This is a genomic window from Flavobacteriales bacterium, from assembly GCA_020435415.1.
Classification (GTDB): domain Bacteria; phylum Bacteroidota; class Bacteroidia; order JACJYZ01; family JACJYZ01; genus JACJYZ01.
This window is the reverse complement of the sequence record JAGQZQ010000006.1, coordinates 30,377-56,645: the sequence shown is the minus strand read 5'-3', so window position 1 is coordinate 56,645 and position 26,269 is coordinate 30,377. Positions and strand designations below refer to the sequence as shown.

Genomic DNA, 26,269 nt, shown 5'->3' with positions numbered 1-26,269 from the left:
TAAAGGGGAAGATACGTTATGACGCTAACTTTACACAAAACAGAAGTGGTCAGGGGAATAAAAGTGCTGACACTGGTGGTGGCGCTGTTGATGACAGGGATTGCTGTCGCGGGTTCCGCAGTTAAACATTTGGCTGTGGAAGCGAATGCAAACCTGGTTGGTTCCGATTTTCATTGGAACGGGATGGGGGATGAGCCGGAGGTTAACATCTACCCCAACCCCACAGCGGGAGTCACCTTCATTGATGTGCGCCTCGCACAACCCACCGACGTGACCATCGTTATTTATAATTTGCTTGGAACGGCTGTTGCCCGGATGGATGAAAAGGACATCACCGGTGGAAAATTCAAGATTGATCTTTCAGGCCAGGCCAATGGGTTATATTTTGCAGAAGTTCGTACCAAGGATGGAGTGAAAATGGCCAGGATCAGGGTCACACGCTAACCGGACCCGAGGCTTCCCGATTTTCATTGATTTTTTCCTGAAGAATAGGCTACCTTTGTGGCAAACCCCAAACCATGAAGGACATGCTGGAACTTTTTCGTTCCGACGCACCACCGGATGCCACCCTGCGAACCATTGCTGAGAAAGTACAGGCAGGGGAGCGCATCACTCCGGACGAAGGACTTGCATTATTTGAACGCGGTGAACCCGGTTTTCTGGGTATCCTGGCGGGAATCGTGGCGGAGAGAAAGAACGGTTCACGCGTATATTTCAACCGTAATTTCCATATTGAACCCACCAACCTTTGTGTTTTCACCTGTAAATTCTGCTCTTACTCCAGGTTGCTTAAACAGGAGGACGACGGATGGGTGCTGACGCGTGAACAGATGATGGATATGGTACGTGCCTATGACGGCAAACCGATCACGGAGGTCCACATCGTCGGTGGCGTTCATCCGAAGTTAACCCTGGAATTCTTTTGCGACCTGATACGGGAGATCAAGGCCCATCGTCCGGATCTGCATATCAAGGCATTCACTGCTGTGGAGTTGGAGTATATGATCAGGAAAGCAAAACTGTCTACCGAAGAAGGCCTGGAGCAGCTGAGAGAAGCCGGACTCGGATCATTGCCCGGAGGTGGTGCGGAAATATTCCACCCGGAAGTGAGGTCCCAGATTTGTGATGATAAGGCCAGTGCGGAGAACTGGATACACATTCACCGTACCGCTCATGGAATGGGAATCCCTTCCAATGCCACGATGCTTTACGGTCATATGGAAACGTATGCCCACAGAATTCACCACCTGGAGACCTTGCGCAGCATTCAGGATGAAACCGGAGGATTCAATACCTTCATACCGTTGAAATTCCGGAATAAAGACAATGCCATGTCCCATATCAGGGAGGTCACGATGGTGGAGGATCTCAGAAACTATGCTATTTCACGGATTTACCTGGATAATTTCCCGCACATCAAAGCGTATTGGCCCATGATCGGCAGGTCAACCGCCCAGCTCGCCCTTTCCTTTGGGGTGGATGATGTGGATGGAACCATTGATGACTCAACCCGGATTTATACCATGGCCGGTTCTGAAGAACAAAGTCCCACCATGAGTACGGAAGAACTGGTGCAGCTCATCAGGCAGGCTGGTCGCCAGCCGGTGGAACGCGATACCCTTTACCGGGTGATCAAAGACCACGGTGTGGAATCAGGTCCGCTGGCTTCGTAGTTCCAGCATTATCCCTTCGTTTCCGGGAATGGCCTCATGCACTTTCATCAGTTCAACCTGATCGTGGCGCTGGCTGCTGCTATAAGCATAGTCGTAGCACAGTCTTACCTGGCGATGTCCATCCTCATAGATGCCGGTGCAATGATCGAAGGAGAAGCCGCTGCGTGACAGGAATTCCCGTGTGATCAGTGCCATGCCTTCCTCCAGGATGGAGGATAAGATCTGGCGGTTTCGGGCCAGGATCCGGTTGACCTGTCTGATCTCAGCCCTGTTTGTCGCATAACGTTTGTTGTTGTACCCATTCCGGCATGCATCATCGCAAAACCGTTTATCGCTGCGCCCGGTAATCGGTAGATGACATTGCTGACAGTTTCGTTGCATCTTTTTTTGAGACAAAAGACGGACAATCTTTTTGCCCGGAGAGATAAAGATCTGCATGAAATCACCTGGGTAAGAGAAGTTGAAAAATATGACATCCGGTTTTAGTCGTATTTAAATATTTATATACCGACTTCAGCCAATTCCCTTTCCGTTGTTTGCCCTGTTGTTTCACTCCGGCGTGGTCCGGCAAAATAAAATCAGATGTTATGAATCATTTAAAGAACAGGGTCCAGTTGATCGGTAATCTCGGTCAGGATCCGGAAATGAAGGAATTGGACAAAGGCAAGAAAGTGGCCAAGTTCTCATTGGCAACTTCGGAAACGTTCAGGGACGACTCAGGTAACAAGGTCACCGATACCCAGTGGCATCAGGTGGTCGCATTCGGAAAAACCGCCGATATTATCGGGAAGTACCTGCACAAAGGAAGTGAAGTAGCGGTGGAGGGGAAGCTCAAGTACAGGACATATGACGACAAAGAAGGGGTGACCAGGTACGTCACTGAAATATACGTGAACGATCTGATGATGCTTCGGGGAAATCAAAAATAGGATCGGGCCGGCGGGGTTTTGCGGGATGGGTTGCCCTGCCGGCTTTTTCTATTGCTCATCAGGTATCTGACCTACATACCTGCGCCATTTCTCCAGAACTGTTTCCATGTCTTCCGGCAAGGTGCTGTCAAAAAACATTTGTTTCCCGGTACGTGGATGGGTAAATCCAAGTGAGCGTGCATGAAGGGCATGCCTGGGAATAATGCCAAAACAATTTTCTATGAACTGTTTGTATTTGGTGAAGGTGGTGCCTTTGAGAATTTTATTGCCTCCGTAGGAATCGTCGTTGAATAACGGGTGACCGGTATACTGCATATGCACCCTGATCTGATGTGTACGACCGGTCTCCAGTTTGCACTCAACCAATGTCACGTAGCGGAATCTTTCCAGTAACTTGTAATGGGTTACAGCATGTTTTCCCTGGTCTCCTTCCGGAAACACGGTGATGATCTTCCGGTCCTTTATGCTTCGGCCCAGGTGGCCTGTAATGGTTCCGGTTTCTTCTTCAAAATCTCCCCATACCAATGCGGTGTAGGTTCGCTCAATCGTCCGGTCGAAAAATTGTTTCGCCAGTTTTACCATGGCCATCTCGTTCTTTGCGATGACCATCAATCCGGTGGTGTTCTTGTCCAGCCTGTGTACGAGCCCCGGACGGGATTCAAATTCATTGATGGAAGGAAGACTCAGGTGTTGAAAATGATAGACCAGGGCATTAACCAATGTTCCGGTATAGTTTCCGTGTCCCGGATGTACAACCAGCCCGGCGGGTTTGTTGATCACCACTACATCTTCATCCTCATATACAATGTCCAGCGGAATGTTTTCAGGGTGAATTTCTTTATCCCTCGGAGGATGTGCCAGTACGATGGTCACCGTTTCTCCGGGTTTTACCTTGTAGTTTGATTTGACTGCAACACCGTTTACAAGAATGTTCCCGGCACTGGCTGCATTCTGGATCTTGCTCCGACTGGTGTTCTCCAACCGGTTGATCAGGTACTTGTCGATACGCAGGAAGTCCTGTCCTTTATCTACAATAAAACGGTGGTGTTCGAAGAACTCCTGTTCGTCCTGATCTTCTATTTCGTCATCGTGGTTGTTCAAGGCTGAGGCTATTCGGATTTAATAAATTTCCGTATAGTCACACCGGAGCTGCGATTGTTTTCGCTGAAACTGACCATGTACAATCCGGCTGGAAGTGTGCTGACATCCATAGTGCCGTTTTCGGTTACACCTACCAAAACGCGTTTCCCGGTCATGTCCATCACTTCAAAGTTGAGTAGGTCGGAAATACCCTGTTTGTATCTGACGTGAAGAACAGTAAGTGCAGGGTTCGGATAGATTTCAATATCATTGTTCATCACCGGCACTTCCGGAACGGCATTGGGCATAACAAGCGAGTCTCCGAATACGGGTCGTATCATCCAGCTGCCTTTGAGTTGTGAATTCTGCCAGTTGCCGGTTGTGTTAAAGAACATCCGGTCGTTTGAAATGATGTTGCGATCCAGGCCCAGATTCAGCAGATCCGGGGTAACCTGCACCCAACCGATATAAAAGGAACCTGACAGTGAGATAGCTGAGTCAAGTACATAGGTATGAAACTTGTTCAGGCTATCCGTATAGGTAGGTCTCAGGCCGATCTGCTGGTACAATATATTGCCGGGTGTTCCGCCTCCTGCCCAAACGGTCAGCTTGAATGAATGCCCTGTTGTACTGCTGACCATCTGATTGAAATACATCTGAACAGCCCTGAGGGTATCGGTGGTTGCCATATCAAAGCGGTAGGCGATCTTACCGTTGGCAACACTCAGTCCATATCCGTTCTCAACGGTTCCGTCATCATAGGCATAGTAATTATAGAATCGTTGTATGGCAGAGATGGTATCGTTGTTTTTGTTGAGATCATTCGTGAACTTCTTGTACGCGGTGACCCTGAATTCCGCACTGTCCATTCCGTTATCCGGAAATGTAAATCCCACCGGTACGCGATAGCTGAACTCCGTCATGCCGTTTTGGTTATTGGCAGAGGTAGGGAAGGTATGTACTAAAGTACCGGACTCATCCTGCACATAAGCTCCGTTGTCCACCAGTTGTAGGCCGGGATAATGATTGTATTGCACGACACTCATGCTATCGGTCATGTTGCCTGTTGCATCAAGGAGGTAGTGTGGCCAGGGCATAGCGGTGAAATTCCTGATCAGTGAAGGGATGGGCTTGGTAAAGGCCACATCTTCTTCAATGGTATCACCTGCGCTCTTGGGAATGTAAAGTCTTACATAGTCCAGGTGCCAGTGATCTATATTACCGGAAAGCGTTGCATAGTTGCGGAACCGGAATCTGAAACCCCTCTTAAAGTATGCGGTGTCCTTTACAGGTATGATCACTTTTGTGAACCAGGTGATGTTGGTGTCATTTCCTGCTTTGTTCCATATGCTATGCCATCCGAGTGCCGGGGTATAGAATTGCAGGATCAGGGAATCTTCTTCTTCGGGTGCATTACCCCGCCCCTGGGGTTGGTAGTAAAAACTGAACAGTGCCGAATCACCTACATTTTTCAGGGTATCCATGGCTAACGGCAGGGATGTGAGTGTATCTGCGCTGCCCTGGGTGGTATTGGAAAAGTCATAAGGTGTTCCGTCTGCTTTCAACCCGTCGAACGTGGCGACACCATATGTAACAGGATTATATCCGTACCCATTGTTTATGAATACCGAACGTCCTTCCCAACGGTCAGTGGAAGGGTATACATCTTCCTGTGAGAAATCATCCCTGAACGGTAACGACAGGGTGTCACCCGCGCCGGCGATGCGATTTGACAGGTGTTGATCCTGTTTCTGTAAATGGCGTAAGGTTGGATTCACAGTCAGATCCATCAGCACTTCCTGGGCCTGGACCCTGAGGATTCCGATGAACAGGAACGTGATTATGACGGAGACTTTCATCGTATCGAGTCTTTGGATGCGGAAAGTGAATCCGGTGAGTTGAGTGATGCTTCACGCATCCGTCCTTCTTTATTGGTAATGTATATATCCACCGTGGACCCTTTGAAAAGCACCGGGTCCGGATTTGGACGAGGTTGTTGGTCGTAAACCCTGGCGTTGAGGGTGTCGGTCAATTCGTTGCCCGGGTCAGCCACGGTGGCACCCAGTGAGAGTTCTGCCCTTTCCAATGCTTGTTTTGCTTCCTGTATGGTTAAGCCGTACAGTCCGGGAATCCCTGTTTTTTCCGTAGAAAGTCCGGCGCCAACGACCAGCGTAATGCGGCTGCCTTTGCTGATAGATTGTCCGCCTTTGATTTCCTGGCCTTTGTATAGCTGTTTAAGAACGGCATCTTTTTCTATGCTGGGGATGTAGCGGATGGAGTCAATGTTCAGGTCGTAAGACGCCAATACAGAACGGGCCTGCCGCAATGTTCTTGAAGTTAACTCCGGCATCCTGATGCGTTCGGATAAGACTGCACTTACGGTCAGGTAGATTTTTCGGTTTTGTTTCACGCGCGAATCTGCAGGTGGGTTCTGCTCCAGAACCACCCCTTTTTTTGCTTTTATGTCGTAAACCGAATCCACAATTTCAAACCTAACATCTTTATCCGCAATAAATTGTTCAAGTTCTTTAATCTTTAAGCCTTTAAAATCAGGTACCGCAACAGAAGTATCGTGGTAGGTAAAAGCATCGAGCCAGTTAAGGGTGACCCATGCGATCACCGCTACCGTAACCAATATCAGGGTCAGGTTGATAAAAAAAGACCTGGATCTAAGGAAGCGGAATATTTTCATGTCAACGATGAGGGCTTTTGTCAAGGGTACGGCTTTCGGAAAATTCCATAATCCTGTCTATGAATTCAAAGGGTTTGTATCCGTTGATGGCGGATTGATGAAAGATGCATGTGGCAGGTGTCATGCCAGGTAAGGAGTTGACCTCGATAAAGATCACATCCACCTTACCGTCCGCATAAATTCTGACAAAGGCATCGATCCTTGCGTATCCCTGGATGTTGAGCAATCGTGCCGCCTGTTCGAACGTATCTTTCACTTTGGTTGAAATCCGCACACGCTCTTTATCATCTCTGGCATATCGTGCCGGTGTGATGTTCTGACCTTCGCCTGCCAGGAATTTTTCTTCCAGTGATAAGACATCTCCTTCGGTAAGCGCTTCCGAAGCTTCGAAAACTTCATAACGGATCGTGCCATCCTTCTCCAGATGTGTCAGCATGCCCCCGGTGATTTCCAGAAAATGTGAAGCACCTTCTTTGCTGATCAGGCTTTCTAGCAGGAACGTTTTTTTAGCTGTAAACTCCGTATTGGGTTTGATGCCCAGGATCTGCGCATCATCGGGATCGATCTCATTATTTCCGCGGTAAAATGTGCGGGCGTATGCTTCCAGTTGTTTCCGGTTTTTGATCTTGCAAACAGCAGAACTGCATCCGTCGTCCACTGGTTTGGCGATCAGCGGATAAGAAAACTGTTTCTCTATCTCTTTGATGAGGTCGTCATGCTTTGTTGACCAGTTTTCCTGGTGGATCAGCATGTGATCGGCGACAAGAAAACCATTTTCGCGCAGCAGTTCGTTGGTGGCAAATTTGTCTATCGTGATCTCCGAACTGTGCTGATCAGATCCGTTGTACGGCAGTCCTACGGCTTCCAGTCTGGTTTGGATGGCACCATCTTCGCCCGGTCTTCCATGCAGTGCGATGAATACTTCGTCAACCTCATTCCCGAGTTCTTCAAAGGAGATTTTCCTTGGTTCGAAATGGAAGGCATGATGTGTGAACTTTTTGGTGATGGGCTCCGCCAGGCCAATGATCTCTCTGGTGACTTCATGCATATGGAAGTTCTCCGCCTTGTCACGGATATCGTCTGCATTGTCTTTCAGTAGTATGTTCACCGGGATCTGATACAGTTCATAATGTTCGTCCGAACCGGTCAGAAATATGGGGATGGGAAAATACTTTGCAGAGGATGCCAATTTCTCGTAAACATTTCTTCCGCTTTCCACCGAGATATGTCTCTCCGAAGAGTATCCGCCGAGAATCACAGCTATTCGTTTCTTCCCGTCTTCGGCTTTCTTTTCTTTTTCCAGCAGCTGATCAAGTCGGTCAAGTATTGTTTCCAGTCCCGCGGTAAGGGCGAATGTTTTCTTTCTTTGAACGAAGGAAGTCCGAATGATGTAGGTGAGAAACTGGGAAGGATTCAGTCCGATCTCCGCTGCCTGGTGGAAGAAGAATGAGGACGGCATCATCCCGGACGTGGTATTCGGGTCGTTGAGGAAGATATCGCCTGCTTCCGTGATAAATCCGTCGATGCGCGCATACACATCAAACATAAAGGACGTGAAGAGTGATTCACATTCTTTACGTATCCGGTTGATGTCTGTGATCGGCAGGTCAATCGGTGTGATCTTTCTCGATAATCCCGGAAGGTACTTGGACCGGTAATCAAACAGGTCAACCTTTTTCTTTATTTCAGTGGGAGGAAGTGCCAGTGGTTCTCCATTCTCATCCTGAACAACGATGCATGAAAATTCCTTTCCGTTGATAAATGCTTCGATGATCACATCCTGTTCGGTATCGAGGCTCTGGAGAAATACTTCCTGCTTGCTTTCCCGGAAATGCACGGTCAGTTTTTCCAGCAATACTTCGGGGTGATATACGGTCTCCGATGCCATGAGCAGTGGCAGCCCGATGTGTTCCCTGAAATCTGCAAGCGCTCTCACCAGACCTGGTTTGTCGTCCGCAGCATTCCATTGGTCAATGGTGAGCCGGTGGCAGAAGAAACTTTTTTCCAGGGCTTTTCGGAAAACATCGGGATCATCTTCCTTTAATATGGTTACACCAATGGATGATCCCTGTCTGGAAGATTTGATGACCATAGGCAGTCCGACGATGCTTTTGGCCTTTTCAAATATGGCCTTATACGCGCCGGTCTGTAAAGCTTCCTTTCTGTTGATGGTGATAAAGGACGGAGATGCATAGCCTGCGGAGACCATCAGTTTGCGTTGCGCCACCTTATCGATGGCGATTGCGGAAGGCAGGATACCGGAGCCGGTATAGGGAATGCCCTCGTATTCCAATAAACCCTGAATGCGGCCGTCTTCACCGAATGCGCCGTGCAGGCACAGGAAAGCGATATCGATCATTTCAGAAAGCTGGGCGGGGGTTACCGGTTTTCCCAGACTGGCAGTGAGCGGACGTTTTTCTGCGTCTGCGCCCAGGCATTCCGCATAGATCTGGAATGGGTGATCCGAGGGAGGAATCTCCGCAGCCGGCGGATAAAAATCCCGTATACTTCCTTTATAGATGTAGGGCCATTCAAGCAGTGTCCAGCGGTTGAAGCTATCCACAAAAACGGGTACGGCTTCGAACAAAGCTTTGTTGAGGTTGTCATAAACGGTTCGTCCGCCTGCAAACGAAACCTCGCGTTCCCTGGAGCTGCCTCCGAATATGATACCTACCCTGATCTTCATTTTTTAAAATCCGCTTTTTCCGGATTCTTGCAAATTTAAGGAAATAATGATGCGTACCCCGAAGTCAGTTCATCGCAGGATCAGGTGATCTCGTACAGGAATCTGATGAGTTCTGCAGTGGCCATCGCCCGGTGGCTGATCTGGTTTTTGGTTTCCATGGACATACCGGCGAATGTGGCGGTATATCCTTCCGGAATAAAAATGGGGTCGTAGCCAAATCCTTTTTCTCCGGTTCGTTCGGTGGTAATATGGCCATCAACATGTCCTTCGAACAGCATTTCGCTGCCATCCAGGATCAGGGCAATCACGGTTCTGAATCTGGCCTTGCGATTGTCTTTGCCCTCCATCTCCGCCAATACCTTGGTCATATTATCTTCTGCCGAACAGTGTTCCCCGGCATATCTGGCGGAGTACACACCGGGGCGCCCGTCCAGCGCCTCAATCTCCAGTCCGGTATCATCGGCAAAGCACGTGACATTGAACTTGGTGGCTACATATGCGGCCTTTTCCAGTGCGTTTTCTTCCAGGGTCTCATGGGTCTCGGGAAGTTCATCTGAGCAACCGATGTCTTTCAGGCTCAGGATACGGAAATGTTTACCCACCTTGTTCCGTATCTCTTCCAGTTTATGGGCGTTGTTTGTGGCAAAAACGATATCCATGATTAAAGGTTAAAAGTTTGAGATTAAAAGTTTAAAGTTTAAAGTTTAAAGTTGGTGCAACTTTAAGCCTTAAACCTTGAACCATCAACTATCTCTTCATGAAATGTTTGTTGAGGGTCTGGTCTTCATATAATACACGGCAGGTATAGAAACCTTTGGAGTAGCCATGCATATCCAGTTCGAAACGGTTTAGCCCTTTGGAAGCCTGGGCGGTGGTGTACACTTCCAGGACGCGCCCGTCGGGGAAGATCAGTTCAATTTTTACCGCACCATCGTCGGGAAGAATGAAGTCTACGTGGATATTGTCATCCGCAGGATTCGGATAGGGATTTACCATGACGAATTCCTGCACCAGTGCCTCGCACATCACATTGTTGTCAGGCACATCATCTTCTTCCTGGTTGGGGCGTTGTGCCTCAGCACAGATATAATTGATTCCGGAAGCAGGAATTTCGATAGAGGCATTGAAACTGTATGTTGTGCTTTGTCCGGTAAGCAGTTGTCCGGTCCAGACCTCACGGATGGAGTGGCCGTTCTCGGTTCGCATGACCAGGTCGATAGAATTTACTTCACGGCTACCAAAGTTGATCAGGTCGATGGTCGCAGATGCGAAGTTATTTTGCTGTGTGATCCGTACATCGGTGATGGCGATATCCAGACTCGGTGTCATCACTTTGATCTTTTGGTAGGATGTATCAGGGCATCCGTATGGGCTCCTGGCAATGAGTTGTATGGTATATTCACCAATACCGGTATAGGTATGGGTCGGGTCGGAAGCATTGCTGGTTCCACCGTCACCGAATTCCCATTCATACTGGTCGCCGCCTGAGGTGGTATTGGTAAAATTAACGGCAAGCGGTGGTGCACCATAAGACGGATTGAACGTGAAATCCGGTGCCGGTCCACCATGCAGGGTGATGGGTTGGGTCACCGAATTTGTACAGCCATAGTTGGAAGCCACCGTGAGCAGGACATTGTAGGATGCTTCCTGAGCAATGGTGAATGTAGGATCCGGCACGGTATCCGTATAGGCTCCGGCAACCACCCATGACCAGCTGGTGATGGTGTCCTGGTTTACATAACTGGAGTCATGCAAAGTAAAGGGCATTCCTGCGCAAAAATCTGTACCTGTAAAGGTGGCCGTAGGTATTTCGTGGATGGTTACCATATGTATCAGGGTATCTTCACATCCACTGTTGGCTTTTACAATCAACCTTACCGGATAGGTGCCTGCGCTGTCGTACAGGTATACCGGGTTTGCTCCTGTACTTCCCGGCTTGCCGTCGCCGAAGTCCCAGGTGCGTCCCGTGGTGGTCCATGGGAAGGGGATAACGGAAATGTCCGCAAACCGGATGACATCACCGTCACACACTTCTTCATATTCAAAAACAGCCTGTGGTGCGGGTTTAACAACCACATTCCGGTAGGTACTATCCTTACACCCGTTTGTGGTAATGGCGGTTAGCGTTACGCGATATACGGTATCATCCGGGAATGCGTGTAACGGTTCCTGCTGGTTGGAAGTTTGCCCGTCTCCGAAGTCCCAGCTCCAGGCATTCAGCGGATCGTTGGCATGAAGGGAAAAGGAGTTGTTTACAAAATTCGCAGGGCTGTTGTAACAAGCTACAAGTGCATCGAATGAGGCTGCCGGTAGCGGGAACACAGTGACATTGCTGGTATAACTTCCATAACATCCCACGCCGGTATAAACTTCCAGTGTAACAGAATAGTCGCCGGTATCTGCATACTGATAGGTTGGGTTCCTACTGTTGCTTGTGGATCCGTTTCCGAAATCCCAGTTATAGATGGCGATGTTGTCCGGCAATTGCACACTCGACTGATCCGTGAAGGAAATGCTGTCTCCGATACACGGAATTGTTGAACTGAAGTAAGTGAATGGAGCCTTACCAATGATGGATACCACCGTAATGGTGTCGCGGATCGAACAACCACGGTTGTCCCAGGCTTGCATCCAGTAGGTACCGGCGGTATCTACCACAAAGGATGAAGAGGTGGAACCGTCATGCCACAAATAGCTTACTGCTGAAGTATCTCCCTCAAGCAGCATCACCGCATTGCCTGAACAAAGACTCGTGTCTCCACCCAGCGTAGCGACATATACAAAAGAATCTACATCGAGTGTGATTGAATCCAGCAGCATACATCCCAGGGAATCCCCGATTGTCACAGCGTATGTTCCTTCGTCGTAAATGGTCAGATTCGTGGTGGTATCCCCGGTACTCCAGGTATAGGGATATTGCGGATCAATATTGAGATCCCATATGACGCTGTCTCTTCCGCAGAACCATGAAACAGATGGTTTGCTGTATGAGGGATACTCAACGGTGATCGTATCCCTGGACACATGACCATAAGCACTTTCGACTTCCACCCAATATGTACCGGAATGGTTGGTGGAAATAGTGGAAGTGGTATCGCCGGTATTCCACAGGTAAGAAACATAATTCGATCCTGCATCCAGCGTGGTGTCGCAAAATCCGTATGGGATGTGTACATCCGGACCTAATGTCACATCCGGGATAACCGTGGATGGGAAATATCTGCCCCGAAGGTAATTTTCTACCTGGTATCGTTCTTCTTCACTGAGAGAACGGTTGTACATGATGATTTCGGCGATCTCTCCGTTGAAGTTCTCCCCACCGGAATTGTATCTGGCTATGGTGTACCCATTGTCTGTATGGGTGGTGGTGGTGCTATTATTTGTGCCTGCGCTGATGCCGTTCTGGAAGAAGTTGGTTTTGGGCACCGAGTCCTTGGCATTGATCAGTGAGATGATGTTGAAGTCTGTTGTATTGACCGTACTCGTAAAGTTGGCCGTGGTACTTCCGCCATTCGGCCAGAAGCCGTATTTCTGAGATGTGCTGGTGGATACACTGAAATGTTTGAGCGTTCCTGCCGGTGCGTTCTGGAATATCCAGTTGTACGATTTGTGTGCATTCACCCTTGCTACCACAAAGAAGGAATAGTTGGTCATGGTTCCCATCGCTCCGGTTCCGTTGAGGTAGTCATTGTTGCCGTCGAAGATGATGGAAGGTTTGTTATTGATGGCAGCCAGGGATGGGTTGTATAAAGGGCGGTTGATGTTTGCGGACTGTGTCGCGTTGTAGCTGTTGCCACTCTTGTCAAACAACGTGATGAGGGTGTCGTTGTCCAGTTGCACGGAATCAGACCGTAACCATAAGGTCAATCCTGAGATCAGATTCGGGGCGATGATAGAAAAGGACCCTGTTGAAGACCAGTTGGAGTAGGTAACACCATCAAAATATCTTACCCGCCAATAGTACTGACCGGCCGTGTATGTTCCCAGGTACTGCGGAGCATTTAACGTATCCTGATCGTAAATGGGTGTGGTGAATGTGGGCTGTTTGGCAACTTGAAGATGGTACTGTGAGAAACAAGGACTGGTTTGCCAGGAGAATGAAACGTCCCCTGTACCGGTGTATCCGAATGAAGGACTGATAAGATCAGGTGCTATCGTAGTCAGATCAGTGATGTTAAGGTTCTCGGTGATTGAATCGGTGCACCCCAAAGCTGTATTCAGGACCAGTAACAGATTGAAGTCGCCTGGTGCGTTATAAACGTTTATGGTATCCTGTCCGGTTGCCATGTTTCCATCCCCGAAGTTCCAGTTCCATGAGGATGGCGTGTCCAGAGAATCAAGTGATGCAAATGCATGGAATGGGGCATCAGCACCCATACAGAAATTATCATAGGTAATGGAATCAATCACTGGCGCGTTTGCGATGATCACAGCCAGGTTTGAAATGTCGGAACAGCCGGAATCTGTTGTGACGGTCAGACTGGTATTGAAAATACCTCCGGAACCATAAGTATGGGAAGGTGACGGCAAGGCACTCGAAGAGCCATCTCCGAAGCTCCATTGCCAGGATATGATATTGCTTGCATCCGTTGGCGCTGAAAGATCCGAAAAGGTTGTATTCATGCCAAGACAAACCGTGTCTGAAACATACGAGGCGTTTGGCGCTGAACCGGATACATTCACAACAAGGGTGTCGGAAGCTATACACCCGATGGCATCCGTCACATCTACCCAGTACGTTGCGGGAAGGGTAATGTTGATGGTATCATTCGTGCCGCCTGTAGACCATAGGTATGATGTTACAAGCGAATCACCTGAAGTCAGGGCGATATAATTCCCGCTGCACAGCGTGGTATCTGCTCCGAGACTTACAAACGCCGCAAAGGAATCTACAGAAAAAGTGAGGGTGTCTGTTGTGATAGAACAACCCAGGGAATCGGTAATGTCTGCATAGAATGTACCCGGACCGGTAATAACAATGGAAGCTTCGGTACTGCCATTGCTCCATGCGTAAGTGTAGTCGGGTCCCATGGATGTATTCCATACCACCGAGTCTCCCAGACAGAATGTGGTGGATGCCGGTTGAACAGGTGCCGGATAGGTAACCGCAATTGTGTCATAAGACATATGGTTGTAAAGATCATTTGTCCTTACCCAATAGGTTCCAGCATTGCTTACATCTATTGATTGGGTGGTGTCGCCGGTGCTCCAGAGGTAGGAAACATACCCTGTTCCCGCATCCAGGGTGGTATCGCAAAAACCATACGGAAGATCAATGTCCGGTCCGAGCGTTACATCCGGGATCAGGGTGGAAGGGAAGTACCTGTCGCGAAGGTAGTTCTCCACCACATACCGTTCGTCAGGGGAAAGGTTCCTGTTGTAGATGATGATCTCAGCGATCTCTCCGTTGAAGAAATCGGAACCTGCACTGTAACCGGAAATCGTGTAGCCGTCATTCGCGTGGGTGTTTGTCGCAAAAGTTCCGGTTCCTTCCGCAATTCCGTTCTTGAAGAACCTGGATATGGGTACCGAATCATTGCTGTTGATGACAGATACAATGTTGAAATTGGTGGTACCTACCGTATTGGTGAAGTTGGTGAGAGGCCCTCCACCTGCCGGCCAGAAGCTGAACTTTTGGTTGCTGCCGGCAGCCAGACTGAAGTTCTTGTTGGTTCCTGCCGGTGCATTCTGGAAGATCCAGTTGTATTGTTTGTGAGTATTGATCCGGGTCACGATGAAAAAGGAATATTTGGTCATGGATCCCATAGTGCCGGTACCTGCCAGGAAATCATTGCTTCCGTCAAAAATGATGGATGGTTTGTTGTTGATCAATGCCCGCGATGGGTTGTATTTAGGACGATTCCCTGCGGCTACCTGCGTTGCATTGTAATTGTTGCCGCTTCTGTCGAATACCGAAATGACCGTGTCGTTTGAAAGTTGTACAGAATCGGAACGTAGCCACAATGTCAATCCGGCAATCAGGTCAGGAGCTATGATGGAAAACGTACTCGTAGACCAATTCGAATAATTGACCCCATCATAGTACCGCACCCGCCAGTAGTACTGTCCCGCTGTGAATGTGGACGCATGATCAGGTGAGGTCAAATTGTTATCGTCGAATATGGTTGTTGCAAAGGTGGGGTCGGTGCTGATTTGTAAATGGTACAGTGAAAAACACGGACTGACTTCCCATGAGAAGTTCACATCACCGGTTCCGCTGTATGCATACGGAGGAGAAATAAGACCAGGAGCAACGGTTGTCAGATCCGTCACCGTAAGGCTTTCGACAATCGTATCTGTGCAACCCAGGGAAGTGTTGAGTACAAGGGCCACGTCAAAGTCTCCCGGTGCTGTATAGGTATGAACAGTATCCTTCTGAGTGGCTGTTTTGCCATCCCCAAAGTCCCAAATCCATTCAAGGTCCGTGTCGATGGAATCCAATGTGGCAAAGCCGGAAAAAGGCGCCACCGCATCAAGACAGAAATTGTCGAATGTGATGGAGTCAATAACGGGAGCTTTTGCCATGACCACGGCCAGTGAATAGATGTCTGAACAACCGGAGTCTGTTGTGATTGTAAGCGTGGTGTTGAAAGTGCCGGTGGACGCATAGGTATGCGTTGGTGAAGCGGCACCACTCGTACTACCGTCATCGAAATCCCAATTCCAAACCGCAATGTTACTGGCATCGGTGGGTACGGAAAGGTCATTGAATGTGGTGGTCATGCCAAGACAAACCGTGTCGGCGGTATACATGGCTGCAGGTGCTGACCCCGATACGTTTACCACGATGGTATCGGAGGTAATACATCCTAATGCATCCGATACATTCACCCAATAGGTGCCCGTATTGTTCACAACGATGGTGTCGTTGGTGCTGCCGGTTGACCACGAATATGAAGTTACGGGACCATCCCCGGACACCAATTCCACATAGTTGCCGCTGCACATTGTCGTGTCTGCACCGAGACTTACAAATGCAGCAAAGGAGTCAACAGAAAAGGTCAGCGTATCCGTTGTGATGCTACACGCAAGTGAGTCGGTAATGTCCGCATAATAAATCCCGGCGGTGGTAATATCCAGGATTTCATCGGTTGCGCCGTTACTCCAGGCATAGGTATAACCGGATCCGAGTGAGGTATTCCATTGGACGGTATCACCCAGGCAGAAAGTCAGTAAGGCGGGATTACCCGGTGAAGGGAAGGAAACATTAATTGTATCGGAAGATTCGTGGCTGTAAGTATCGCTGGTACGCACCCAATACGTGGCGGGTTTGTTTACCTGAATTGATTGCGTGGTCTCGCCGGTACTCCAAAGGTATGAGGTGTATCCGGCACCAGCATCCAGGGTGGTGTCGCAAAAGCCATAGGGAACATTGATGTTAGGCCCCAGAGCCACATCAGGGATTAATGTGGAAGGGAAGTAACGGTCGCGTAAGTAGTTTTCTACAAGATAGCGTTCTTCGGACGATAACTTGCGGTTATACATGATGATCTCGGCGATTTCCCCATTGAAGAAATCCGACCCTGCACTGTAACCGGAGATGGTGTATCCATTATTGGCATGCGTGTTCGTAGCAATGGTGCCGGTTCCCGCCGCAACACCATTGCGGAAGAACCGCGCAATAGGCACTGAATCGTTGCTGTTCAGAATGGTGACGATGTTGAAATCTGTGGTGTTAACCGTGTTGTTGAAGTTGGTAAAGGATCCGCCACCCGCAGACCAGAAGCTGAATTTTTGCGTGCTACCGGCAGCCAGACTAAAGTTCTTGTTGGTTCCGGGCGGTGCATTCTGGAAGATCCAGTTGTACTGTTTGTGAGCATTAATCCGGGTCACGATGAAAAAGGAATAATTGGTCAGGTTTCCCATCGCTCCGGTACCGGCCAGAAAATCATTGCTTCCGTCAAAAATGATGGATGGCTTGTTGTTGATGGCAGCCTGAGAAGGATTGTATTTTGGACGTTTGGTATCTACGGACTGGGTGGCGCCATAATTATTACCGCTTCTGTCAAACAGCGAAATGACCGTATCATTGGTCAGTTGCACGGAATCGGATCGCAGCCAGAGCTGAAGTCCGGAGATGATGTTCGGAGCGATGATGGAGAACCTATTAACAGATGACCAGTTGGAATAGGTTACCCCGTCGTAGAAACGTACCCGCCAGTAATATTGTCCCGCCGTATAGCTTCCGGCATAGTCCGGTGATGATAGCGTGTCGCTGTCGAAGATGATTGTGGCAAAAGTAACGTCCGTGCTGATCTGAAGATGATATAACGACAAACACGGACTGGTCTGCCAGGAAAATGCCACGTCACCTGTACCGGTATACCCATATGCCGGTGTGATCAGGTTAGGTGACATAGCAGAAAGATCGGGAACGCTGATCAACTGCTGAAGTGAATCCGTACAACCCAGACGGGTATTTAAAACCAGTAAAAGATTAAAATCACCCGGGGTGGCATAAGTGTTCACGGTATCTGCGGCGGAACCCGTGTTGCCATCCCCGAAATTCCAATTCCAGTATGAAACGGTATCCAATGCATCATGGATGCCGAATGCAGAAAAGGGGGCTTCCGAACCCAGACAGAAATTATCAAATGTGATTGAATCGATGGTGGGCGCTTGCGCAAGTTTCACCGTCAGCGATGCGATGTCTGAACACCCCGAATCCGTCGTCACCGTCAGTGTTGTGTTAAAACTACCGGTGGTGCCATAGGTATGTGTTGGTGATGGAGCAGCACTGGTACTGCCGTCCCCGAAATCCCAAAGCCACGTAATGATGTTGCTTGCATCTGTTGGTGCTGAAAGGTCGGCGAATGTGGTATTCATACCCAGGCAAACCGTGTCGGCTGTGTATGCCGCTGATGGTGCTGAACCGGATACGTTCACAACAATGGTGTCCGATGCCGTGCAACCGAACGCATCCGTAACATCCACCCAATATGTTCCGGTCGTGTTGACCACAATGGTGTCATTGGTTCCGCCGGTGGACCACAGGTAACTGGTCACCATGCCATCGCCGGAAACCAGTTGGATGAAGTTTCCGCTGCAAAAGGATGTGTCAGCACCCAGACTGATGAAGGAAGCGAATGAGTCTACTGTGAAAGTCAGGGTATCCGTGGTGATGGAGCACGTCAATGAATCGGTAATGTCCGCATAGTATATTCCTGGCGTAGTAACTTCCAGGATTTCATTTGTTGACCCATCACTCCAGGCATAGGTATAATCAGCACCCAAAGAGGTATTCCACAAAAGGGTATCTCCCAAACAGATCAGATTGAATGCTGGATTGACAAGGGAAGGATAAGATAGATTAATGGAATCCGATGAAGTATGACCGTATGAATCGGTGGCGGAAACGGAATAGGTGCCCGGTGTATTCAATGTGACTGACTGCGTCGTCTCTCCGGTACTCCAGAGGTAAGTGCTATAACCTGCACCTGCGTCAACAACGGTGTCGCAAAAGCCATAGGGAACATTGATGTCCGGGCCAAGCGCCACATCAGGTATCACAGTAGACGGGAAGTACCGGTCGCGAAGGTAGTTCTCTACCGTGAACCGCTCCTCCCCCGTCAGCGCGCGGTTGTACACGATGATCTCATCAATCTCCCCTTTGAAAAAATCGGATCCGGCACTGTATCCGGAGATGGTATACCCGTTGTTTGAATGGGTATTAGTCGCTGAGGTATTCGTGCCGTCCGCCACACCGTTCAGAAAAAACCGCGTGATTGGGACAGAATCGTTCACATTGATCAGGGTTACAATGTTGAAGTCAGTCGTGTTAACTGTGCTGTTGAAGTTCCTGATGGTACTTCCGCCAACCGGCCAGAAGTTGAACTTTTGTCCACTTGAGGCAGCCAGACTGAAGTGCTTGTTTGTTCCGGGCGGTGCATTCTGGAAAATCCAGTTGTACTGTTTATGCTGATTGATACGGGTGACGATAAAGAAAGAATACCGCGTCAGGTTTCCCATGGCACCCGTACCCGCCAGGAAGTCGTTGGTGCCGTCAAAAACGATGGAAGGGTGGTTGTTGATGGCAGCCTGAACCGCAGTGTACTTCGGCTTGTTGGCATCCGTGGATTGAGAAGCATGGTAATTGTTACCACTTCTGTCATAAAAAGTTAAAACGGTGTCATTGGCAAGTAATGTCGAATCCGATCGCAGCCAAAGGGTCAGACCTGAAAGGGTGGACGGGTCATCCACCTGAGCCCAAGCCGGGAGGTTGAATAGCCAAAAAGAAAACAGGAATATGGCTCTAAGTAACTTCAAATCAATAAAATAATAATTTATCTGGTCGGATACACCCTGCCTTACCTCACTTCCCACTGCGAAATAACCATTTTGTACGGTGAATATAGCTATAAGTTGCCTGTTTTTTTACCCGCTTCTTATTGATAACAAGGGTGATCAGGCTATAGCCTTCCGGGATGCGCGGATTCTGTTAACTTTGAACCAGCATTAAGCGTCTCATGCAAACGACGTCAGATCTCAGAAAATACCATTGGCGGGAAATGATCTCCCCCCGCACCGGGCTTTGGAACCTGGAGCTTGGGGAGGTATGGCGATACCGTGATCTGGTCATGCTCTTCGTGTACCGTGATTTTGTCACGTTCTATAAACAGACGATCCTCGGCCCGGTATGGTTCGTGATTCAACCCGTCCTCAGTACGGTGTTGTACATGTTCATCTTTGGCAGGGTAGCAGGTTTGTCCACTGATGGGATTCCTCAGGTCCTGTTCTACCTGTCGGGCGTCACCGCCTGGAATTATTTTGCGGAATGTGTTCAGAAGACTTCCAACACCTTTACTTTGAATGCAAACATGTTCGGTAAAGTTTATTTCCCGCGCCTGATCGTTCCTGTTTCTGTGGTCATATCCAACCTAATGAAACTCGGAATCCAGTTGTTGCTCTTTATCGGGGTGCTCGTATACTATATCATTCAGAAAGATTACCCCGTACCGGTCGCTTCTCTCTGGATGGTGCCCCTTCTGATTTTAATGATGGCTACGCTGGGACTGGGTGCGGGTCTGACCATTTCTTCGCTTACAACACGCTATCGTGATCTGCAGTTTCTGGTACAATTCGGCATTCAGCTGATGATGTTTGTAACCCCGGTGGTATATCCGCTGTCCATGATCCCGGAACAACACCGGTGGTGGCTGTCACTGAATCCGATGACCACCGTGATCGAAGGGTTTCGTTATGCTTTTCTCGGTACCGGTAACCTGGATGCCTTGAGTGTTGGGTATAGTGTCGGAGTAACCATCCTGCTGTTGTTGACAGGACTTGTTGTTTTTCAGAAGGTGGAAAAATCATTCATAGATACGGTATAGTATGCAACCTGTGCTGGCTGTAGAAAATGTATCAAAATTATACCGGCTGGGGCAGATCGGTACCGGCACGTTGTCGCATGACCTGAACCGGTGGTGGGCAAGCCTCCGAGGGAAGGAAGATCCTTATTTGAAGATCGGACAAACCAATGACCGGAGTGCGCAGGGCGGACAGTATGTCTGGGCCCTGGAAGATATTTCTTTTGAGCTGCAGAAAGGTGATGTGCTGGGTGTGATCGGAAGGAACGGCGCCGGTAAATCAACCCTCCTGAAATTACTTTCCAAAGTCACCCGGCCGACCAAAGGGAACATATACCTCAATGGCCGGATCGCCAGTCTCCTGGAAGTGGGCACCGGATTCCATCCCGAACTGACCGGCCGTGAGAATATCTTTCTGAATGGTGCCATCCTTGGAATGAACAAGCGCGAGATACGATCCAAGATCGATGCCATCGTTGATTTTGCAGGAGTGGAACGTTACCTGGATACGCCTGTGAAAAGATACTCTTCCGGCATGTATGTGCGTTTGGCCTTTGCCGTAGCCGCACACCTCGAACCTGAGATACTCATCATCGATGAAGTTCTTGCCGTAGGCGATGCAGAGTTCCAGAAGAAATGCCTGGGAAAGATGAAGGATGTGGCAGAAGAAGGGCGCACGGTTTTGTTCGTCAGTCATAACATGCAGGCCATCAACACCCTTTGCACCAAAGGCGTTCTGCTGGATCAGGGTAGGCTGATCTATCAGGGAAGTGCACATGAGGCGATCCGTGTATATCAGAATGAGATCCATGAGCTGACTTCGTCATGGAAAGGAGAATCCGGAGATGAGAATGCCATGCTCCAGGAGACATGGGTGAAGCCTTTGGGTGAGGACTTTTTTACCGATGTGCCGGTGGAAGTCGGTATGAAATATACGGTGAAGCAACCTGTGAGTAATCTGGTGGTTGGCTTTCACCTGAAATCACAGTTTGATGATATGCTGGCCTATACCTTGTTTGACGATTACCAGGAAAATCCGCCTGACGTGACCCAGCCGGGAACATATGAACGGCGGTTTACCATACCTGCCAATCAACTCGCCAAAGGCAACTATTATGTGCAGTTTGATCTGGGCATTCATGATGTAAAACGAATCTCATTCGGGCACGCCGATGTGGCTTTTTACATGATCAACCGTTCAGCAAAAGGCTGCCGTTTTCCGGTACAGGATATCAAAGGCTATACAAGTTTGTTCCGTCCCGGTTGGTATCAGGATAAAGACAACATATGAAGAAGGCGGTACTCATCCTGGCGGTTGGTGATATAAGGGCCAAGTTCAGTTTTCTGAGAATGTCCCATATCGGACCTTCTCTGATCCCGTTGCACACAAAACCATTGGCTGCACATTGCATTGAGTTTTATGCGGATCATCTGCCTGATGCGACGCTTTATCTCGCAGTGAATGAATCCGAAAAAGATCTGGTGAATACAGAACTTGCACACTATGAAGATAACGTGAAGGTTCTCGGTATCGGTCCGACAGATGGTGTTACTGAGACATTGTCACATTGTCTCAGGCAGGTGGATGCTTGTGATCAGATCATCGTACAGTTGGTGACCACCATTCCTACCATTTGCCCGGATGTGAATGAAGTGCTTGTGGATGACCGGAAGTCATTCAATAAACAGTGGTCTACCTTGTCAGTAGTAAATAACGGGATCAAAGATTTTGGATTTAAGAATGATGATCATCCGGTCGAAGGGTATGCTTTCTCGGGTACGTTCTGTTGCACATTTCCTTCGCTTACATCGGTCATGGAGGACGGAGTGGAAAGACCCGATGATCTCCTGCTGGTGGTTCGTGCACTTCATCGGAAGAATAAAATGAAACCGGTGCTTTGTGAATGGATAGATTGCGGCCATGAAGCAAACTATTACAAGGCCAGACTTAGTAAACTACAGAGCCGCGATTTCAATTATGTAAAGCTTATCCGAAAGGGCGTGCTGGTGAAGTCGTCCTCAAATGAAGAGAAGATCAGGGAAGAAGTGCAGTATCTTCAGTCTGTTCCCGAGGATCTTCAACCGTTTTTTCCAAGGGTCTTCGGTGAAGCCGTGGTGGAAGGCCGGCCTGCTTATCGCATGGAATATTATGGGTATCCGGCGGTATCGGAACTGCAGCTTTACTGGGAGCTGCCTGAGCAACTCTGGGAACGATTCTATGGAACGGTGGCCGAAACACTGAAAGGTTTTCGTTCGGTGCATGATACGCTTGACCCGAAAGATCATCATGACATGTACATCGGGAAGTTGGAGAGACGCACCAATGCTTACCGCGAAAGGTTTGAGAAAGAAGAGGCAGCCCGGATATTTGAAAAGGAATGGCGCATCAACGGAACGTTATGTCAGCCGCTGGAGAAACTGTTGCCTGATCTGGAAAAGGAGATGAAGGTCATTCTTGATGAATCGGAGTCATGCATCATGCATGGCGATTTCTGTTTCGGAAATATGCTCTACGACATCTCCTCTGATATTATCCGTCTCATTGATCCACGCGGTAAATACGGAAACCGGGTCACCATATATGGAGATCAATATTATGATCTGGCCAAACTCTGCCATTCGTCTATAGGACATTATGACTACCTTGTGAACCATCTTTTTCACATGCAGATGAATAAAGATACGTGCGACATCAGATTTAATCTTAGAAAGAATAACGGCCTTCATCAAAGCCTGACATCGCAATTGTTGAATGACCTGGGTGCGAATGAGCGTAAGATGAATATACTCATGGCCCTGCTCTTTCTTTCCATGACACCGTTACACGATGAATCACGTAGCCGGAGTCTGGCAATGTATATGCATGGTTTGTACTTATTAAATACACATATCAAATGAGGATTTGTATCGATCTGGATGGGGTGATTGCGAAACTGAAGACGGCGGATGAGTCCTATGCCGATCTGGAACCGGTGCCAGGTGCTGTGGAAAAGTTGAAGCAACTGAAGGACAACGGGCATTATATCATCATCCATACCGCCAGGCACATGAAAACCTGTGAGGGCAATGTGGGAAAGGTGTTGATGAAACTCGGAAAGATCACCCTGGACTGGCTCGAGAAACACAATGTGCCTTATGATGAGATCTATTTCGGTAAGCCCTGGGCGGAAATATATATTGATGATAATGCCTTGCGGTTTTCTTCCTGGGCTGAGATCAACGGGGATGGAAGCAGCCTTCCGGAATCCCATGAAAAACAAAAAAGCAGGACCACATGAACATGGTGATTCCCATGGCAGGCGCCGGTCAGCGTTTTGTTGATGCCGGCTATGAGATTCCCAAGTACCTCATTCAGGCCAAAGGAAAATCATTGCTTGAGTGGAGTGTGGATTCATTGCCGCTTGACATTTGCAGCCGGCTGATATTCGTGGTGCTTGCCAGTCATGAAAAGGAACATGGTCTGGAAAATTGGCTGAATGATCTGTACGGTAAGTATTGTCCGGTAAGCCTTGTCATGCTTGACGCTCCAACGCGCGGGCAGGCCGAAACGGTGATGAAGGCAAGGGATGTCATCGACCCGTCTGCATCTTTGCTGATCTATAATATTGATACACGGTTTGTTTCCGATACCCTGCAGGAGATGCTGTGCAGGGAAGACAACGACGGTGTTCTGGGGTGTTTTGAAAGCATTGAGCCCAGGTTCAGTTTTGCCAAAACCGATGATCATGGCCGTGTTGTGGAAGTCACGGAGAAGGTGCCCATCAGCACCCATGCACTCACCGGTCTGTATCACTTCAGAAATGCGAACGATTTTTTTCAGGTGGCGTCGGATTCTATTGCTGCCAACGAAACGGTAAAGGGCGAATTCTACGTGGCGCCCATGTATAATGCACTGATCACACAAGGTCGTAACTTCGTGCTGGATCAGGCCCGTCATGTTGATATTCTCGGGACGCCGGAAGAGTTGAATCAATTCCTTGCATCATGAAGGCACTGCTCTCTGCCTTTGCCCGCCTCATCAGGCTGATGTCCCCTGATGATCTCCAGGAAGCATTGCGCATTCTGGTTCATCGCATGGAACGGGTTGGGTCGGATTTCGTGACCTATCACCTCAGACCGAAACGTCCGGGAGAAGGACGGGTATATGCCATAAGCGGCAAAAGCAAAGATCATAAACCAATGGCCATCGTGATTCAGGGACCTGTGGTACATCAGGATTCGTTTACACTTGAAACGGTCAGGTTTTATCGCAAGCGCTACCCGGAAGCTAAATTGATCCTATCTACTTGGAAGGACCAGGCTCCGTTGGACGCATTCCAAGCGTTGGGTGTTATGGTTTGCCTGGGGGATAAGCCTTCCAACAATGGGCCTTTCAATATCAACATGCAGATCGTTTCGGCCACCAACGGTATCAGGGCTGCGAAGGAATCGGGTTGTGGTCTGGTGGTGAAAACACGTACCGACCAGCGTATGCATGTGGAGGACCTGGAGGGTTTTATGTATGGCCTTCAGGAAACCTTTCCTGTGAAAGATGGACCATTGAAAGCCCGTTTGATCGCTTCCAGTTTTACAACACTAAAGTACCGGCCGTTCAGCATATCGGATATGTTCATGTGCGGAGATGTGGATGACATGCTCCTGTATTGGGACTTGCCGCTGGATGACAGAACACAACATGATATTGCCTTTAAGACCGTAAAGGACTTTACAGATAACCGCATAGGTGAAGTGTACCTTTGTACGGAGTTTCTTAAAAAACTGGGTGACCTGGAATCCTTGTCCCTTCGGGCGTATTGGGATGTATTGAGGCAATATTTTTGTATTGTCGACTACCATAGTCTGGATGCATACTGGCCCAAATACGATCGGTTCAGAGAGCACCGGTATACCTATTACGAAGGCTTGCATAGTTATGAATTGCTGACCTTCAGGGATTGGTTGTCTGTGTATCGCGGATACTATCCTCCTGAAATTTCAGATGAGACGATGGCCGGAACACCGGAAGGAAAGTATTTTAAAATACAATCGGAAAAGGTGTGAGTGCCGTCGTTGTGATACCCGTTTACAAACCGGATATGAATCCTTACGAGGAACTGTCATTCCGGAATTGTTGCGAAGTGCTGCGTCAGCATCCGATACACCTGATCACCTTTAAGGACTTATCCCTGGACCGGTACCGCGAAGTGTATGATGGTTTTAAGGTTACTTTTTTTGATCCCTCCTATTTTGAATCCATCAGCGGGTATAACCGTCTGATGCTTTCCCTGGATTTCTACAATGCCTTCCGCTCTTTCGATTTTATGTTGATCCATCAGCTGGATGCATATGTTTTTCGCGATGAACTTGGGTTTTGGTGTGATCAGGGTTTTGACTATATCGGAGCACCATGGATCACCAAGGATGGCGATGAACTTTGGCGTGTAGGGAACGGAGGTTTTTCGTTGAGAAACATACCGTCGTTTATCAACGTGCTTGATAACCGCAAACCGGTGTACCGATACCGCCAGTTGCTTGCACAATATCAGGAGATCCATGACCGCAAGCGTATTTTCAGCATTATCTCCAGCCTGGTACGTTCAACGGGATTCCGGAATAATGTGCAGTTCTTTGTTCAATCATTCATGCACAATGAAGATTGGTTCTGGAGTGAGATTGCAAGGGAGGTAGATGAACGGTTTAAGGTGTCGGATGTACATACGGGGCTGAAGTTTTCATTTGAGTACCTGCCGGGTATGCTCTATACCATGAACAACAATAAACTCCCGTTTGGTTGTCATGCCTGGGAAAAATCCCCCGGGTTCTGGGAGTCTCACATTCCCGGTATGAAGAAATTGCTTCAGGCGTAGCAACGAAAGTTTTGGTCTTTTAACGAGAATAGTACATTCGATATACTTTTTTAAATA

General features: G+C 48.6%; 17 protein-coding genes. 10 read left to right on the top strand and 7 right to left on the bottom strand.

Features of this window, described 5'->3' with window-relative positions; genetic code table 11:
* The first annotated feature begins 18 nt into the window (after nt 1–18).
* Together KDD36_02335 and mqnE are read left to right on the top strand one after the other, a co-directional pair.
* Nucleotides 19–444, top strand: coding sequence for a T9SS type A sorting domain-containing protein (locus tag KDD36_02335; GenBank protein MCB0395462.1), 426 nt, complete (start codon nt 19–21; stop codon nt 442–444).
* A gap of 74 nt (nt 445–518) precedes the next feature.
* Nucleotides 519–1,673, top strand: a complete 1,155-nt coding sequence (mqnE, locus tag KDD36_02330; GenBank protein ID MCB0395461.1) for an aminofutalosine synthase MqnE — start codon at nt 519–521, stop codon at nt 1,671–1,673.
* Here mqnE and KDD36_02325 read toward each other — a convergent pair.
* On the bottom strand, nt 1,653–2,054 hold the full coding sequence (locus tag KDD36_02325) for a hypothetical protein (GenBank protein MCB0395460.1): 402 nt from the start codon (nt 2,052–2,054) through the stop codon (nt 1,653–1,655). The genes mqnE and KDD36_02325 overlap by 21 nt on opposite strands.
* 206 nt (nt 2,055–2,260) lie before the next feature.
* On the opposite strand from KDD36_02325, the gene KDD36_02320 reads away from it, so the two are divergent.
* Nucleotides 2,261–2,602, top strand: coding sequence for a single-stranded DNA-binding protein (locus KDD36_02320; GenBank protein ID MCB0395459.1), 342 nt, complete (start codon nt 2,261–2,263; stop codon nt 2,600–2,602).
* A 48-nt stretch (nt 2,603–2,650) separates the two neighbouring features.
* On the opposite strand, the gene KDD36_02315 is transcribed toward KDD36_02320, so the two are convergent.
* The 6 genes from KDD36_02315 to KDD36_02290 form a co-directional block, all read right to left on the bottom strand.
* Entirely contained in the window at nt 2,651–3,703 is a 1,053-nt protein-coding gene (locus KDD36_02315) for an RluA family pseudouridine synthase (GenBank protein MCB0395458.1), read from the bottom strand.
* 8 nt (nt 3,704–3,711) lie between these two features.
* On the bottom strand, nt 3,712–5,541 hold the full coding sequence (locus KDD36_02310; GenBank protein MCB0395457.1) for a T9SS type A sorting domain-containing protein: 1,830 nt from the start codon (nt 5,539–5,541) through the stop codon (nt 3,712–3,714).
* The gene (locus KDD36_02305) at nt 5,538–6,398 is read right to left on the bottom strand and encodes a PASTA domain-containing protein (protein ID MCB0395456.1); all 861 of its coding nucleotides are present in this window, start codon (nt 6,396–6,398) and stop codon (nt 5,538–5,540) included. The genes KDD36_02310 and KDD36_02305 overlap by 4 nt, the downstream gene beginning before the upstream one ends.
* A complete protein-coding gene (locus KDD36_02300; protein ID MCB0395455.1) occupies nt 6,376–9,060 on the bottom strand; it encodes a hypothetical protein in 2,685 nt (894 codons plus the stop codon). The genes KDD36_02305 and KDD36_02300 overlap by 23 nt, the downstream gene beginning before the upstream one ends.
* A gap of 80 nt (nt 9,061–9,140) precedes the next feature.
* Nucleotides 9,141–9,719 (bottom strand): non-canonical purine NTP diphosphatase, encoded by a 579-nt coding sequence (locus KDD36_02295; GenBank protein MCB0395454.1) that lies wholly within the window; start codon nt 9,717–9,719, stop codon nt 9,141–9,143.
* A gap of 88 nt (nt 9,720–9,807) precedes the next feature.
* Nucleotides 9,808–19,326 (bottom strand): PKD domain-containing protein, encoded by a 9,519-nt coding sequence (locus tag KDD36_02290; GenBank protein ID MCB0395453.1) that lies wholly within the window; start codon nt 19,324–19,326, stop codon nt 9,808–9,810.
* 242 nt (nt 19,327–19,568) lie between these two features.
* Here KDD36_02290 and KDD36_02285 point away from each other — a divergent pair, with 242 nt between their 5' ends.
* From KDD36_02285 to KDD36_02255, 7 genes are read left to right on the top strand one after another with little or no spacing between them, the layout of a single operon-like run.
* Nucleotides 19,569–20,390 carry an ABC transporter permease gene (locus KDD36_02285; GenBank protein ID MCB0395452.1) on the top strand — a complete coding sequence of 274 codons (822 nt, stop codon included), beginning with the start codon at nt 19,569–19,571 and terminating at the stop codon, nt 20,388–20,390.
* A 1-nt stretch (nt 20,391) separates the two neighbouring features.
* Complete coding sequence (locus KDD36_02280) at nt 20,392–21,657, top strand: ABC transporter ATP-binding protein (protein ID MCB0395451.1); 1,266 nt, start codon at nt 20,392–20,394, stop codon at nt 21,655–21,657.
* Nucleotides 21,654–23,264, top strand: a complete 1,611-nt coding sequence (locus KDD36_02275) for an aminoglycoside phosphotransferase family protein (protein MCB0395450.1) — start codon at nt 21,654–21,656, stop codon at nt 23,262–23,264. Before KDD36_02280 ends, KDD36_02275 begins: the two co-directional genes overlap by 4 nt.
* Nucleotides 23,261–23,644, top strand: coding sequence for a capsular biosynthesis protein (locus tag KDD36_02270; GenBank protein MCB0395449.1), 384 nt, complete (start codon nt 23,261–23,263; stop codon nt 23,642–23,644). The genes KDD36_02275 and KDD36_02270 overlap by 4 nt, the downstream gene beginning before the upstream one ends.
* Entirely contained in the window at nt 23,641–24,354 is a 714-nt protein-coding gene (locus tag KDD36_02265; GenBank protein MCB0395448.1) for a glycosyltransferase family 2 protein, read from the top strand. Before KDD36_02270 ends, KDD36_02265 begins: the two co-directional genes overlap by 4 nt.
* Entirely contained in the window at nt 24,351–25,406 is a 1,056-nt protein-coding gene (locus tag KDD36_02260; protein ID MCB0395447.1) for a hypothetical protein, read from the top strand. Before KDD36_02265 ends, KDD36_02260 begins: the two co-directional genes overlap by 4 nt.
* A complete protein-coding gene (locus KDD36_02255) occupies nt 25,403–26,212 on the top strand; it encodes a hypothetical protein (protein MCB0395446.1) in 810 nt (269 codons plus the stop codon). The genes KDD36_02260 and KDD36_02255 overlap by 4 nt, the downstream gene beginning before the upstream one ends.
* Nucleotides 26,213–26,269 lie beyond the last annotated feature (57 nt).

Coding starts and splice junctions, on each gene's coding strand:
- KDD36_02335 (MCB0395462.1), top strand. CDS start 19: ATGACGCTAACTTTACACAAAACAGAAGTGGTCAGGGGAATAAAAGTG.
- mqnE (MCB0395461.1), top strand. CDS start 519: ATGAAGGACATGCTGGAACTTTTTCGTTCCGACGCACCACCGGATGCC.
- KDD36_02325 (MCB0395460.1), bottom strand. CDS start 2,054: ATGCAACGAAACTGTCAGCAATGTCATCTACCGATTACCGGGCGCAGC.
- KDD36_02320 (MCB0395459.1), top strand. CDS start 2,261: ATGAATCATTTAAAGAACAGGGTCCAGTTGATCGGTAATCTCGGTCAG.
- KDD36_02310 (MCB0395457.1), bottom strand. CDS start 5,541: ATGAAAGTCTCCGTCATAATCACGTTCCTGTTCATCGGAATCCTCAGG.
- KDD36_02300 (MCB0395455.1), bottom strand. CDS start 9,060: ATGAAGATCAGGGTAGGTATCATATTCGGAGGCAGCTCCAGGGAACGC.
- KDD36_02295 (MCB0395454.1), bottom strand. CDS start 9,719: ATGGATATCGTTTTTGCCACAAACAACGCCCATAAACTGGAAGAGATA.
- KDD36_02285 (MCB0395452.1), top strand. CDS start 19,569: ATGATCTCCCCCCGCACCGGGCTTTGGAACCTGGAGCTTGGGGAGGTA.
- KDD36_02280 (MCB0395451.1), top strand. CDS start 20,392: ATGCAACCTGTGCTGGCTGTAGAAAATGTATCAAAATTATACCGGCTG.
- KDD36_02275 (MCB0395450.1), top strand. CDS start 21,654: ATGAAGAAGGCGGTACTCATCCTGGCGGTTGGTGATATAAGGGCCAAG.
- KDD36_02270 (MCB0395449.1), top strand. CDS start 23,261: ATGAGGATTTGTATCGATCTGGATGGGGTGATTGCGAAACTGAAGACG.
- KDD36_02265 (MCB0395448.1), top strand. CDS start 23,641: ATGAACATGGTGATTCCCATGGCAGGCGCCGGTCAGCGTTTTGTTGAT.
- KDD36_02260 (MCB0395447.1), top strand. CDS start 24,351: ATGAAGGCACTGCTCTCTGCCTTTGCCCGCCTCATCAGGCTGATGTCC.